The sequence below is a fragment of the Mesorhizobium sp. M1163 genome, from assembly GCF_040318415.1.
GTDB lineage: Bacteria > Pseudomonadota > Alphaproteobacteria > Rhizobiales > Rhizobiaceae > Mesorhizobium.
This window is the reverse complement of record NZ_JAMYMF010000003.1, coordinates 177,193-190,894: the sequence shown is the minus strand read 5'-3', so window position 1 is coordinate 190,894 and position 13,702 is coordinate 177,193. Positions and strand designations below refer to the sequence as shown.

The following is a 13,702-nucleotide window of genomic DNA, read 5'->3' as shown; positions in this document are numbered from 1 at the left end:
CTGTTGGGTAAGTTTATTTTTTATTGACGCATCAATCAACAAAAAATTCAGCCTGATTTGCTGGCAAATGCCAGGCGTTATGACCAGATATCAAGATCAAGCGATTGTGCGGTTCTGGCCCCTTCACGAAACCGGCGGAACGGTTCATCCTTGAACAATGCCGAGCGGCCGCGACATCGCGCAGCCGGGCCTGCAGGATGGAGATCGCCATGACAGCATGCATCGTCGGTTGGGCGCATTCGCGCTTCGGCAAGCTCGAAGGCGAGACGCTGGAGGGCCTGATCACCAAGGTGGCGGTCGAGGCGCTCGATCATGCCGGCATCGGTCCAGATGACGTCGACGAGATCGTGCTCGGCCACTTCAACGCCGGGTTTTCCGCCCAGGATTTCACCGCGAGCCTGGTCCTCCAGGCAGACGACCGGCTGCGCTTCAAGCCGGCGACCCGCGTCGAGAACGCCTGCGCCACCGGCTCGGCGGCGGTCAGGCAAGGCATCCGCGCCATCGACGCAAATGCCGCCCGTATCGTGCTGGTGGTCGGCGCCGAGCAGATGACGACGACGCCCGGTCCTGAGATCGGCAAGAACCTGCTCAAGGCCTCGTATCTGCCGGAGGATGGTGACACGCCGGCAGGCTTCGCTGGCGTCTTCGGCAAGATCGCTCAAGCCTATTTCCAGCGCTACGGCGACCAGTCGGATGCGCTGGCGATGATCGCCGCCAAGAACCATAAGAACGGCGTCGACAATCCCTACGCGCAGATGCGCAAGGATTTCGGCTACGAGTTCTGCCGGCAGGAAAGCGAAAAAAACCCCTTCGTCGCCGGTCCGCTGAAGCGCACAGACTGCTCGCTGGTTTCGGACGGCGCCGCCGCCCTTGTCCTCGCCGACACGGCGACGGCGCTGAAGATGCGCCGCGCCGTCGCATTCCGCGCCAATGAGCATGTGCAGGATTTCCTGCCGATGTCGAAGCGCGACATCCTCGCGTTCGAAGGTTGCGAGCAGGCCTGGAATCAGGCGCTGAAGCAGGCCGGCGTGACGCTCGGCGACCTGTCCTTCGTCGAGACGCATGACTGTTTCACCATCGCCGAGCTGATCGAGTATGAGGCGATGGGCCTGGCCAAGCCGGGCGAGGGCGCCAAGCTGGCCTTGGATGGCGATACGGCGAAAGACGGAAGGCTGCCGGTCAATCCGTCCGGCGGGCTGAAGGCCAAGGGCCACCCGATCGGTGCCACCGGCGTATCGATGCATGTGCTTACCGCCATGCAACTCGTCGGCGAGGCGGGCGGCATCCAGGTGCCGGGAGCAAAGCTCGGCGGCATCTTCAACATGGGCGGCGCGGCGGTCGCCAACTACGTTTCCATTCTCGACCGGATCAGATAAAAGCGGCCCCGCATTACAGCGCGCGCGCCGCTTCGCGCGCGCAAAAGGGCGCTATATCGCTTTGATTTTGCGCATGATCCTTTTCGAAAATTGATTCCGAGTTTCGAGATCATGCGCTAGCGGGGAATTCATGACAAATCCGGTTCTGGTCGAAGTTTTGCGCGGCGCTATCGTCGAGAGCGCGCATCGCGGCGCTGTTGCCGTCTTCGACGCCGACGGCAAGCCTGTTTGGGAGATCGGCGACACGGCACAACCGGTGTTCCCGCGTTCGGCGGTCAAGGCGATCCAGGCGTTGCCGCTGGTCGAGAGCGGCGCTGCCGATGCCTACGGCTTCGGTGACCGGGAGCTGGCACTGGCCTGCGCCTCGCATTCCGGCGAGCCGCCACATGTCGAGCTCGCGAGGGCTATGCTGGCGAAGGCCGGCCTGGACGAGACGGCACTCGAATGCGGCGCGCATTGGCCGTCGAGCCATGGGGCGACGCTGGCGCTTGCCCGCGCCGGCAGCGTGCCGAACGCGCTGTACAACAATTGTTCCGGCAAGCACTCAGGCTTCCTATGCACCTGCGTTCACAGCGGCATCGCCCATCGCGGTTACGTCAAGGCTGGCCATGCTTCGCAGGAGATGGTGCGCGAAGCGATGCAGGCGGTGACCGGTGCTGCCCATGACGCCGATCACCGTGGCACTGACGGCTGCTCGATTCCGACCTATGCCGTGCCGCTGCGCAGCTTTGCGCTTGGCTTTGCCCGCATGGCGACAGGCGCCAGCTTCGAGCCGGTGCGCGCCCGGGCGGCGAAGCGGCTGCTTTCCGCCTGCATGGCTGAGCCGTTTTTCGTCGCCGGCACTGGCAGGTCCGACGTCGCGATGATGGAGGCCGCGCCCGGCCGGATCTTTGCCAAGGGGGGCGCCGAGGGCGTCCATTGTGCCGCCCTTCCAGAGCTTGGCCTTGGCATCGCGCTGAAATGCGACGACGGCGCCGGCCGCGCAACTGAAGTCATGCTCGCGGTCGTGCTGTCAAAGCTTTTGCACGCAGACCAGCCGCTGGCGGGAAAGCTGATCGAACAGGCAAATCCGCCTATCGAAAGCCGGATCGGCGCCAAAGTCGGCGCGCTCCGGCCCACCGCCGCCCTCAACTGACGTGATTGCGCTCGACGGTCAAATGCGCATAGCCGGCATTGCCTGACGCGGCGAGGTCGCCGGTCACCGGCTCGGCCCAGCGCTGGCCGACGATCGCGCCCTTCTGGACCCCGTCGATGACATTGTCGGAAATGATTGCCGTTCCGGCACCTTCGACCACGGTGACGACGATGCCGGTTCCGGCCTTGCGGATGACGTTTCCCGTGGCGACCACATTGCGCATGAACGGTCCCCAGCCGATCTGCATGCCGTAGAGCGGCGCATTCTCAACGACATTGCCGGAAACGGTGGTGTCTGCCTCGACGCTGATGCCGACGCCGAAGCCGGGCGCATCGGCAGGGTAGGGGCCGCTGGTCGACAGGTTGCGGACGATGTTGCCGGAGCAGACCCCCATGCGGCCGCCTTCGTTGAAATTGACGATCGAAATACCGTTCGCAGCACTATCGACGATGTTGTTGCTGATGATGGCGCCTTCGAATGAGAATTCGGAATACACGGCTGTTTCGCCCGAGCGCGAGCAGGTGTTGCCGGTGATCTGCAAATTGCTGGCACTGTTGGCGCGGATAGCCGAAAACGCGCAATCCGAAACAATATTGCCGGAGATGATGACATTGCCGGCGCGGAAGGCATTGATGCCGTTGCCGTTCTGGCCGGTTCCGCCGCTGCGCGCCTGGATGCGTTCGACGCGGTTGCCGCTGACGATGGTACCATCTTCCGCCGCCTGCCAGCGGTGCACCAGAATGCCGCCATTGGCGCAGTCGGAGACGCTATTGCCTGATATTTCCAGGCCATCGGCCTCGACCGAATAGATGCCGGCATCGGCCGCATCGGATATCTCCGAGCGTTCGATACGGCCCGAGGCGTGTTCGAGCGCCAGACCGTTCTTGCCGCTGCCGGTAAGCTGGCAATTGTCGACGACGAGATGGGCGATGCGGTGCAGATCGAGCAGGCCTTGCGTATAATCGCCCATCCAGTGGTTGCTGCCGTCGAACACCAGTCCACTGAGTACGATATGCTCGGCCTGTTCCGCCATGATGAGATGGCCGTTGCCGCCATAGACGATCCGCGATGCGCCCGCCACGCCGGACAGGCGCACGCGGCCGGGCAGCGACAGGTTGGAAACGATATAGGTCCCCGGCGGCAGGAACACCGGCATGTCGCGAACGTGCGCTTCGCGCAGCAGCTTGGTGAAAGCCTTGCTCTGGTCCTCAAGCGCGCCGGGCCGGACGCCGAGATCGGTCGCATTGATCGCCCCGCGCATCGCGGCTTTGTCGATGCCGTGCAGGTTTTCCGCCGCTGCCTTGCCGAGCGAAAGCCCCATGACGGCAAAGCCGGCGGTCTGCGTAAGCAGCGTTCTTCTGTTCAACATCGGCACAGATCCCTTGCGTCCAACGCTCACGCGGCAGGATTCGTGCCAGACGGGATCGGCCCCGAGGTCGGGTTTGCCGGCTATGGCTTGTGGAGTCGTCGCGCCGGGCCTAAGTTCATCGGATGAGCAGGGCCTTCACCCGCGAGGAAGACAGCGAAAACGCCATTGCCGGCATCGGCGAGCGGCCGATCAGCCATCACCGCAATCTGGTGACGGAACACGGCCTGGCGCTGATCGATGCGGAGGTGGCCGCTCTGCGCGACGAACTGGGCAGAGCCGAGAAGAGGGCCGACCGGGAGCGCATCGCGCTGGTCTCGCGCGATCTTCGCTATTGGACGGCGCGGCGGGAAAGCGCCGAGCTTTCCGTGCCGGAACCGGGCAGCGACATGGTTCGCTTCGGCATGGGCGTCACACTGGAAAGCGACGACGGCAAGAAGGTGCACTGGAAGATCGTCGGCGAGGACGAAGCCAATCCGGCCAAGGGGACAATTTCCCATATGTCGCCGATGGCGATGGCCCTGTTCGGCAAGAAGGTCGGCGAAGTTGCCGTGGTCAATGGCAAGGAATGGGAGATCGTCAAGCTCTCCGATAGTTAGTCTTCGAGCTTGACGACATGATCGCGGAAGAACGCCGCGGCACCGGCCTCGTCGATTTCACCGGCGGCGGCGCCCATGACGAATTCGTAAAGCATGCCGTCATTGGCCGACAGGGCATAACCATTCACAATCAGAAATGCGCCGGCAGCGACAATGGCGGTGCGTTTGTTGCCGTCGACAAAGGCATGATTTCGGGCGATGCCGAAGACATAGACGGCGGCGAGTTCTTCAACCGACGGGTCTCCGTAGTTGGCTTTGTTCTCCGCACGGGCGAGCGCCGATTCAATGGCATTTTCATCCCTCAAGCCTTGTGCTCCGCCGTGTCGGCGCAACTGCTCGGCGTGCATCGCTTCGACTGCACGCCGCGTCAGAAACTCCCAGCTCATTCGGCGAGCTTCTGAAGCGCGACCTTGTATTTGTCCATGACCTCGCGGGCAGCTTTCATTTGCCGCTCGAAGCTGTCGTCCACCGGCTTCAGCGCAAGACCGTCACCTGTTTCAACGATTTGAAGCTGGTCGCCGGCCTTCAGGTTCAGACGATCGAGAAGCTCCCTCGGTAGGATCACGCCTTCGGAATTGCCGATCTTGCGAATGGTCGTGTTCATGGTGAGACATCCTGTTGCAACGCTGATTATAACTCAGCGTGTCGGTCGTTGCAACGGGCATTATAACAAAGCGTCAGCCCGCCTGCAGCAGCCGGTCCATCAGCCGCTCCGCCGCTTCCGGGATGACCGTGCCGGGCGGGAAGATCTCCGCTGCGCCTGCCTGCCGGACTGCATCGTAATCCTTCGGTGGAATGACGCCGCCGGCGACGATCAGCATGTCGTCGCGGCCGAGCTTCTTCAGCGCCTGTTTGAGTTCGGGAATGAGCGTCAAATGGCCTGCCGCCAACGACGAGGCGCCGACGATGTGCACGTCATGCTCGACCGCCAGCTTGGCGATCTCGTCCGGCGTCTGGAACATCGGCCCAACGGTGACGTCGAAGCCGAGATCGGCAAAGGCGGTGGCGATCACTTTCTGGCCGCGATCATGGCCGTCTTGCCCCATCTTGGCGACCAGAATACGCGGCTTGCCGCCGGACTTCTCCTCGAACGCTACGACCTTGTCCTGCAACCGGTCGACCACCGGATTGTCGCCAAGCGCGTTGCGATAGACGCCGGAGATCGTCTGCACCGAGGCGACATGGCGGCCGAAGACCTTTTCCAGCGCCAGCGAAATCTCGCCGACCGTGGCATTGGCGCGCGCCGCCCGGATGGCGAATTCCAGCAGGTTTTCGTTACTCCCGGCAGCACGGGTGAGCGCATCGAGCGCGCTCTCGACGGCGGCGACGTCACGCGTGCCTTTCAGCCGCTGCAGCTTCGACAATTGCCGCGCCCTGACTTCCGCGTTGTCGATCCTCAGCACGTCGACTTCGATGTCCGTGCCGGGACGGTGGGCATTGACGCCGACCACGATCTGTTCGCCGGAATCGATGCGCGCCTGGGTGCGCGCGGCAGCCTCTTCGATGCGCAGCTTCGGTAGGCCCTTTTCGATCGCCGCGGCCATGCCCCCGAGGCTCTCGACCTCCTCGATATGGGCGAGCGCGCGCGCCGCCAGATCATGCGTCAGCCGCTCGACATAGGCAGAGCCGCCCCACGGGTCGATGCTCCGGGTCGTGCCGGATTCCTTCTGCAGGATGAGCTGTGTGTTGCGGGCGATGCGGGCCGAATGATCGGTCGGCAGCGCCATTGCCTCGTCGAAGGAATTGGTGTGCAGCGACTGCGTGTGGCCTTGAGTCGCCGCCATCGCCTCTATCATGGTGCGGATGATGTTGTTGTAGGGGTCCTGCGCCGTCAGCGACCAGCCCGAAGTCTGGCAATGGGTGCGCAGCGACAGCGAGCGCTCGTCCTTCGGCGAAAAGTTCTTCAGCATCAGGCTGGCCCACAAAAGGCGCGCTGCTCTCAGCTTCGCGACTTCCATGAAGAAATTCATGCCGATCGCCCAGAAAAACGAGAGGCGCGGCGCGAAACGGTCGATGTCGAGGCCGGCCGCGACGCCGGCGCGGGCATATTCGATACCGTCGGCAATCGTGTAGGCGAGCTCGAGGTCCGCCGTCGCTCCCGCCTCCTGCAGGTGGTAGCCGGAGATCGAGATCGAATTGAACTTCGGCATATGCGTCGACGTGTAGGAAAAAATGTCCGACACGATCCGCATCGAAGGTTTGGGCGGATAGATGTAGGTGTTGCGCACCATGAACTCTTTCAGGATGTCGTTCTGAATGGTCCCAGTGAGGTCCTTCTGCGCGACGCCCTGTTCCTCCGCCGCCACGATATAGAGCGCCATGATCGGCAGCACCGCGCCGTTCATCGTCATCGATACCGTCATCTCGTTAAGCGGGATGCCCTCGAACAGCTGGCGCATGTCGAGAATGGAATCGATGGCGACGCCGGCCATTCCGACATCGCCGGCGACGCGCGGATGGTCACTGTCGTAGCCGCGATGCGTGGCGAGATCGAAGGCGACCGACAGGCCTTTCTGGCCGGCGGCAAGGTTGCGCCGGTAGAAGGCGTTGGACTCTTCGGCCGTCGAGAAGCCGGCATATTGCCGGATCGTCCAGGGTTGCTGGACATACATCGTCGGATAGGGGCCGCGCACGAAGGGCGGCAGGCCCGGATAGGTATCGAGATGCGGCAAGCCCTTGAGATCGCCCTGGTTGTAGAGATGCTTGACGGCGATGCCTTCCGGCGTCATCCGCTGGCCTTTGACCTCGACCGGCGCCCGCCGTGGCGGCGACCAGCCGATCTGGCTGAAATCGGGGATCATGGTACGGCTCCGATCGACTGATCGATGCGGATCGGAAACAGCGGCTCGCACACCGCAACGCCTTCGGTGAAGGCTGGCCGCCGCTCCGCCGCCAGCGTCTCGACCGGACGCTCGGTTTTCGACGGGTGCAGCGTCGTGCCGACGATCGCCCGTTCGCCCGCCTGGTAGGCAGCGTTGCGGCGGGCGGAAGCTGCCTGCACGCGTCTCTGGACGTGGCCTTGTTCGAGGCTGGTCAGCACGCCGCCTTCCGCCTCGATCTGCTGGAACTCCTGCCAGGCCGCCGCGCAGAGCTCCGCAGTCAGGGCTTCGACGGCGCCCGAACCGCAAGCCGGATCGGCGACGTGGTCGATGTGGCTTTCATTGGCCATGATCAGTTGCGCGTTGCGGGCAACGCGGCGGGCAAAACCCGCGGGCAGGCCGTGCGCGATGGTATGCGGCAGGATGGCGATCGAATCCGCTCCGCCGGCGGCAGCGGCAAAAGCGGCGATGGTGGTGCGCAGGATGTTGGTTTCCGGGTCGGCCGCCGTCATCATCCTGAAGGAGGTTTCGGCATGGATGCTGGCGGTGGAGGGCGGTATCGAGCAGGCCTCCTGGACACGCGCCCACAGTCTCCGCAACGCCCTGACCTTGGCCGTCGACACGAACTGGTCCTGGTCGACGCTGAGCGCAAAACCGATATGCGGCGCTGCGTAGACGAGCGGCTGGCGCGCCTTCTCGAAAAGCTTCAAATAGGAGACTGCCGAGGCGAGCATGGTGCCAAGCTCCTGCGCTTCGGTGGCGCCGGCATTGTGGAACACCCGCCCGTCGGCTTCCAGCAGCACGCCGGGTACTCCCATCGAAAAGAAATGCGCCAGCGACTGCGGCATCGATGCCTGCAAAGCCTCGATCGACATGCGCAGCCTGCCGGTCCCGGCAAAGATCGCCGCCGGATCGATACCGAAGGAGAGGTTGAGCTTTGCCGGGTCGGAGCGGCGCTTGGTCAAGAACGCCACCAGCCAGTCGGCCACGGCACGGCTCCAGGGATGGGCATCGATGCGGATCTGGATGCGGTTGAGCGGCACGCCGTCGAGCACGCTCTCCAGCGCCTCGGCCGTCCTCGGCAAGCCATAGCCGAAGGCGTTCGGCGCGCCTTCGAAGACAAGCGACAGTCCGGTAGCACCCTGCGCGACGTCCTCCAGCGCCTGTGCCCTGGCGCGGACTATGTCCGGATCGTCGATACGCTGGCTGACGATCCACGGTGATCCCGGGATGGCGCGCACGACAGGCTCGGCGGTGACCGAACGCTCGTAGAGCGGCTCGATGCGGATGGCGTCGTCCGTATGCGAGACGAGCTTTTCCTCGAAGGAACCGCCGGCCAGCGCTTTCTCCGCCAGCGCCAGCCATCGTTGCCGGTCGGCGTTCGGAAGGTCGGCATCATGGGTCAAGGCACCGGCGCCCATCCGTTCTCCTCGTTCTAGTGGCCGTGTCAGCCTACTATGTCAGTCTACGGTCCCCGGTCCCATATCACAATGCAGCACACATGCCGTGCAACTCGCCTTCCGTGACGGTGACCGTCAACCGATTGCCAAACATGGGCAGGTTCCGCAAGCTCCAAAAGCCATTTTCGACGATGCCCATTGTCGCTGCGCAATGGCCTCACTATACCTGCGGCGGGCCTCCCTTTTCTTCAAGGGGATCAGGGCATTCAACCTATAGGTTTGCGGAGACCGGACACATGGCCGACGACACCAGTATCTTCATGGGAGCCAGCCGCAAGCCGGACGACAGCTATCAGCGGCCGGAACGGCTTTTGCTGCAATATGGCAATCGTCACGGCCTGGTCACCGGCGCGACCGGCACCGGCAAGACGGTGACCCTGCAGATATTGGCCGAGGGTTTCTCCAATGCCGGCGTGCCGGTATTCTGCGCCGACATCAAGGGCGATCTGTCGGGTATCGCCATGATGGGCACAGCGCAGGATTTTCTGGTCAAGCGGGCCGAGCAGGTCAAGCTCGATCCCTATGAGTTCCAGGAATTTCCGGTCATCTTCTGGGATCTGTTCGGCGAGCAGGGTCACCCGATCCGCGCCACCATCTCGGAGATGGGGCCGCTGCTTCTGTCGCGGCTGATGAACCTCTCCGAGGCGCAGGAAGGCATTATGAACATCGCCTTCCGCATCGCCGACGAGGAAGGCCTTTTGCTGCTCGACTTGAAGGACCTGCAGTCACTGCTTGCCAACATCGCCGACCGCGCCGAAGAGATCGGCGCCCGCTACGGCAATGTGACGAAACCTTCGGTCGGCGCGATCCAGCGCACGCTGCTGGTCCTGGAGCAGCAGGGCGCTGCCAATTTCTTCGGCGAGCCGGCATTGCGGATCGCCGACATCATGCGCACCACGCGCGATGGACGCGGCGCCATCAGCGTGCTCGCCGCCGACAAACTGATGATGAATCCGCGGCTCTATGCGACGTTCCTTCTGTGGCTGATGTCGGAACTGTTCGAGGAACTGCCCGAGGTCGGCGACCCGGACAAGCCGAAGCTGGTCTTCTTCTTCGACGAGGCGCATCTTCTGTTCGACGACGCGCCGAAGGTGCTGATCGACCGCGTCGAACAGGTGGTCCGGCTGATCCGTTCGAAGGGCGTCGGCGTTTATTTCGTCACGCAAAATCCGCTGGATATCCCTGAAACGGTGCTGGCGCAGTTGGGCAACCGCGTGCAGCACGCACTGCGTGCCTATACGCCGCGCGAACAGAAGGCCGTCAAGACGGCGGCCGAGACGTTCAGGCCCAATCCCGATTTCGACTGTGCAACCGTGATCACGCAACTCGGCACCGGCGAGGCACTCGTCTCCACGCTGGAAGCCAAGGGCGTGCCGTCCATGGTACAGCGCACGCTGATCCGCCCGCCATCCTCGCGGCTTGGCCCGATCACGCCCGAAGAGCGCCGCAAGCTGATCACTGAGAGCCCGGTTTCGGGACAGTACGACCAGACCGTCGATCGCGAATCGGCTTTCGAGATGCTGCAAAAAAAGGCCAAGGACGCCCAGGAGGCACAAGCGCAGCAGCAGGAGAGCGGCCGTTCGCGCTGGACCATTCCCGGCTTCGGCAATGACGATCCCCAGCCAGCTGGCGGCCGCCGCGCGCCGCGGCCTTCCAACCGCCAGACGGTGGCGGAGGCGGCGATCAAATCCGTGGTGCGCTCGGTCGGCTCGTCGGTCGGACGGGCGATCGTGCGGGGTATTCTGGGGAGTTTGGCCAGGGGGCGGTGAGGGAGCATCGGACCACCGAGTTTGACAAATGCTGTCTTGGCATCAAGCACAGCAGAAAATTTGGAGGGCAACCGACGGCGGCTATGCCAGAAGTAGCCGTTCGGACATGCATTTCTCAACGACCAGAACGGGCCGGCATCACGCATAGCGCGAACGTCAGGTTTTACCACCCATCGCAGCGATTACGCTCAACGGGCGCCGAACCACTCGATGAGGATGTCAATCAGCGCACGCACCTTTCTGGGTGCGGTCCCGCCAGGTGGCCGCACCACGTAGATCCCAGCCTCCGGCGAGGGATAATCCGCCATCACTTGTCTCAACTTACCCTCCGCGATCGGCACGTCGGTAAGGAAGTCGGGCAGCGCGGCAATGCCCAGCCCACCCAAGGCAGCCGTCAACAGTGCGGTGCCGTTGTCCGCCTTGAAGCGTCCGCGCGGACTGATCGAGATCGTCTTGCCGCTCACGACGAAGCGCCACGTCTCGTTGCCCTGCAAGAGGCATTCGTGCTGGGCGAGGTCGTCCGGTGTCATGGGAGTTCCATGTTTAGCAAGATAGGCGGGACTGGCGACGCACGTCCCGCGCAAGGGTGCGATCCGCCGTGCGATCAGGTTTGAGTCCGCCAGAATACTACGCGGATGCCGACGTCGAAGCCTTCACCGACAAGGTCGACGAAGCGGTCGCTATAGGCTGTATGGACATGCAGCCTTGGGTGACGGCTGGCCAGTTCGGTCAGCACGGAGCAAAGGTGCGTGACGCCGAAGCTCAGCGGGGCCGCAATCCGCAACCGGCCCCGCACATCTCCTTCGGGCGAAACCGAATCTCGGGCCGCCTCCAGTTCGGAGATGGCGCGGACGGCGTGCTCGCGCAGGGTGGCGCCTGCCTCGGTCAGCGCCGCGCGTCGTGCGGACAAGTAGCTGCGCGTAGCTGCGCGCCAAGATCCTGCTCCAGCCGTTGGAGCCGCCGGCTGACGATCGACTTCGGCAATCCAAGCCGGCGCGCAGCCGCGGATACCCCGCCAGCATCAGCCACCTCAACGAAGGTACTCAGCACTTCCAGATCGAACATGGCGTTCCACTTTTTGAGACGGCGTGGCTGGCCTAGCACGGCTATCGTCCCTCGACCAGCTACGGCATTGATACTGACGAGCCGGGCAGGTAGCCCAGCGCTGATGAAAGGAAATGCCATGACTAAGCAGCAAGGCGTCTGGAAACACGAGGACACTGTCCTGATACTCATCGACTACCAGAAAGAGATGTTCGACACCGTCCGTTCCGAGACCCCGGCCAATCTCATCGACCTCAACGTGCGGCTGATGATCAAGGCGGCCAAGGCCTTCAAGGTCCCGATCATCCTGTCAACAGTCGGCGTCGAGATGGGCGTCAATCATCCGACGCGGCAATCCATCCTCGACGAACTGCCCGGCATCCAAATCATCGACCGCACGTCGATGAACGCCTGGGAGGACGTTGCCTTTCGCGAGGCTGTCGCGAAGACCGGCCGCAAGCGGCTCATCTTCGGCGCGCTGTACACCGAGATCTGCCTTGCGTTTCCGGTGGTCGACGCACTGGCGGTCGGTCACGACGTCATGTTCGTCGTCGATGCCGTCGGCGGACTGTCGCAGCTCGCACATCGGACCGCGGTTGATCGGCTGACGCACGCGGGCGCTGTTCCCAATACCGCCTTCGCGCTAGTGACCGAGCTGTTCCGCGATTGGGCTACACCCCACGCGAACGCCGCGCGCACGTTGCTCAAGGAATACAGCATCGAGGCCCAGGCGCTCGTGAGCGTGTGACCAACGGGCGGCGAGCCGTCCTGCTTTCATCCCTTGCCGCACGCCCCCGGCTTGCGGCGCTTTTCTCCCTATCGAGAGGATCTAGCCATGAATAGCGATAGCATGTCCGCCAGGCAGCGGATCATCTTGAGGGCCCTGCGCGGCCTCGTCGCCTTTGCCTTCGTCCTTTTCGGAACCCTCAAGCTGATCGGCATGCAGATGATGGTGGATGTATTCGACCATGTCGGCCTGGGCCAGTGGTTCCGCTACGCGACCAGTATGATCGAGGTGGGCGGCGCAATCCTGCTGCTCAGCCCGCGGTTTGTCGGGCCTGCCGCCCTGGTGCTCGCCGCGACCATGATAGGCGCGATCATCTCCCACCTCACCGTGGTCCCGGGATCGCCCGCGCCTGCCGCGTTGCTGCTGGCCCTGTCCTTGGTAATCGCCTGGTCGTATCGCGGCAGCACTCTTGCGTTGCTCGGGCTGACGCAACCGGTGTCGGCATGAGCGCGGCGGTGACCACCTCGCGGCGGGTCGTTTATCGTACCCGCGGCCATGTTCATGGGCCGGTCACCCGGCTCATGAGCCCGAGCGACCTCGGCGAGTTGTTGAAGCCGTTCGTCTTTCTCGACATCTTCTCGCTTGCGGACTCCAGCAAGAGCCCCTTCGACCTCCATCCACATTCGGGCATTGCGACTGTGACCGTCTTCACTGAAGGCGATGCGAGCTTCGATGACGGCCAAGGTAACTCTGGCAATATCGGCTATGGCGGTGTCGAGTGGATGTGTGCCGGCCGCGGCGTCTGGCACGGCAAGGAATTGGGAGCGGGCCACTCCAAGGCACTCCAGGGCTTTCAGCTCTGGCTGGCGCTTCCTGCCGACCTCGAACTTGCGGATGCCGAGAGCCAGTATCTCGAAGCCGCTTCCATTCCGGAAGTCGGCCCCGCCCGTCTCATCATTGGGCGCTATGACGGGCAGCAGAGCCCCGTCCGCGCGCAGGCTGGCGTCAACTATCTCATCGTGACGTTGAAGCCGGGCGAGAGCTGGCGGTATGAAACGCCCGCCGGCCAAACCGCGGGATGGCTCGCGGTTTCAAGCGGCGAGGTTATGCTCGATGCGCCAGCGTCGGTGGGCGAGATGATAATATTCGACGACAGCGACCGCGCCATCGAGATGCGCTCGACTGGTGAGGTCGATGCAAAGCTGGTGATTGGTAGCGCCGCACCGCACCCGCATTCGCTCCATCTAGGGAACTACTCGGTTCACACCTCGGCAGAGGCGCTGAAGGCCGGGGAACGGCATATCATGGATTTGCATAAGGAACTGATTGAGCGCGAACGGCCACCGCCGCCACACAGTAGTGGACCGGTGCCGGTGCTCCGCTAGGAACCGCCGATCGCAGGCGCTG

General features: G+C 63.5%; 13 protein-coding genes and 1 pseudogene. 7 read left to right on the top strand and 7 right to left on the bottom strand.

The annotated features are described in order from the left end of the window. Positions 1–31: 31 nt before the first annotated feature. Positions 32–211 carry a hypothetical protein gene (locus NKH43_RS04555; RefSeq protein WP_352483650.1) on the bottom strand — a complete coding sequence of 60 codons (180 nt, stop codon included), beginning with the start codon at positions 209–211 and terminating at the stop codon, positions 32–34. Between NKH43_RS04555 and NKH43_RS04550 the strand changes: the two genes are divergently transcribed. Both NKH43_RS04550 and NKH43_RS04545 read left to right on the top strand, forming a co-directional pair. Then, positions 210–1,376 (top strand): acetyl-CoA acetyltransferase, encoded by a 1,167-nt coding sequence (locus tag NKH43_RS04550; RefSeq protein ID WP_352483649.1) that lies wholly within the window; start codon positions 210–212, stop codon positions 1,374–1,376. The genes NKH43_RS04555 and NKH43_RS04550 overlap by 2 nt on opposite strands. A 130-nt stretch (positions 1,377–1,506) precedes the next feature. Then, the gene (locus NKH43_RS04545; protein ID WP_352856801.1) at positions 1,507–2,511 is read left to right on the top strand and encodes an asparaginase; all 1,005 of its coding nucleotides are present in this window, start codon (positions 1,507–1,509) and stop codon (positions 2,509–2,511) included. Here the strand turns inward: NKH43_RS04545 and NKH43_RS04540 are convergent. Then, positions 2,504–3,880: a TIGR03808 family TAT-translocated repetitive protein gene (locus tag NKH43_RS04540; protein ID WP_352856799.1), complete on the bottom strand. Its 1,377-nt coding sequence runs from the start codon at positions 3,878–3,880 to the stop codon at positions 2,504–2,506. The genes NKH43_RS04545 and NKH43_RS04540 overlap by 8 nt on opposite strands. Before the next feature lie 122 nt (positions 3,881–4,002). On the opposite strand from NKH43_RS04540, the gene NKH43_RS04535 reads away from it, so the two are divergent. Next, positions 4,003–4,476, top strand: coding sequence for a GreA/GreB family elongation factor (locus NKH43_RS04535; RefSeq protein ID WP_352856797.1), 474 nt, complete (start codon positions 4,003–4,005; stop codon positions 4,474–4,476). Here NKH43_RS04535 and NKH43_RS04530 read toward each other — a convergent pair. The 4 genes from NKH43_RS04530 to NKH43_RS04515 form a co-directional block, all read right to left on the bottom strand. Continuing rightward, positions 4,473–4,862, bottom strand: a complete 390-nt coding sequence (locus tag NKH43_RS04530) for a type II toxin-antitoxin system death-on-curing family toxin (protein ID WP_352856795.1) — start codon at positions 4,860–4,862, stop codon at positions 4,473–4,475. The genes NKH43_RS04535 and NKH43_RS04530 overlap by 4 nt on opposite strands. Beyond that, positions 4,859–5,080, bottom strand: a complete 222-nt coding sequence (locus NKH43_RS04525) for an AbrB/MazE/SpoVT family DNA-binding domain-containing protein (protein WP_095496758.1) — start codon at positions 5,078–5,080, stop codon at positions 4,859–4,861. The genes NKH43_RS04530 and NKH43_RS04525 overlap by 4 nt, the downstream gene beginning before the upstream one ends. 73 nt (positions 5,081–5,153) lie before the next feature. Continuing rightward, positions 5,154–7,277 carry a methylmalonyl-CoA mutase gene (gene scpA, locus NKH43_RS04520; RefSeq protein WP_352856793.1) on the bottom strand — a complete coding sequence of 708 codons (2,124 nt, stop codon included), beginning with the start codon at positions 7,275–7,277 and terminating at the stop codon, positions 5,154–5,156. Beyond that, entirely contained in the window at positions 7,274–8,716 is a 1,443-nt protein-coding gene (locus NKH43_RS04515) for a methylmalonyl-CoA mutase subunit beta (protein ID WP_352856791.1), read from the bottom strand. The genes scpA and NKH43_RS04515 overlap by 4 nt, the downstream gene beginning before the upstream one ends. 275 nt (positions 8,717–8,991) lie before the next feature. Between NKH43_RS04515 and NKH43_RS04510 the strand changes: the two genes are divergently transcribed. Then, positions 8,992–10,524, top strand: a complete 1,533-nt coding sequence (locus tag NKH43_RS04510) for a helicase HerA-like C-terminal domain-containing protein (RefSeq protein WP_023718421.1) — start codon at positions 8,992–8,994, stop codon at positions 10,522–10,524. A 188-nt stretch (positions 10,525–10,712) separates the two neighbouring features. Here the strand turns inward: NKH43_RS04510 and NKH43_RS04505 are convergent. Then, a pseudogene (locus tag NKH43_RS04505) lies at positions 10,713–11,589 on the bottom strand (LysR family transcriptional regulator). A 118-nt stretch (positions 11,590–11,707) separates the two neighbouring features. Here NKH43_RS04505 and NKH43_RS04500 point away from each other — a divergent pair. The 3 genes from NKH43_RS04500 (at position 11,708) to NKH43_RS04490 (ending at position 13,680) form a co-directional block, all read left to right on the top strand. Next, positions 11,708–12,316: an isochorismatase family protein gene (locus NKH43_RS04500; protein ID WP_352856789.1), complete on the top strand. Its 609-nt coding sequence runs from the start codon at positions 11,708–11,710 to the stop codon at positions 12,314–12,316. 87 nt (positions 12,317–12,403) lie between these two features. Continuing rightward, complete coding sequence (locus NKH43_RS04495; protein WP_352588780.1) at positions 12,404–12,802, top strand: DoxX family protein; 399 nt, start codon at positions 12,404–12,406, stop codon at positions 12,800–12,802. Beyond that, the gene (locus tag NKH43_RS04490) at positions 12,799–13,680 is read left to right on the top strand and encodes a pirin family protein (protein WP_352856787.1); all 882 of its coding nucleotides are present in this window, start codon (positions 12,799–12,801) and stop codon (positions 13,678–13,680) included. The genes NKH43_RS04495 and NKH43_RS04490 overlap by 4 nt, the downstream gene beginning before the upstream one ends. Positions 13,681–13,702: the final 22 nt, after the last annotated feature.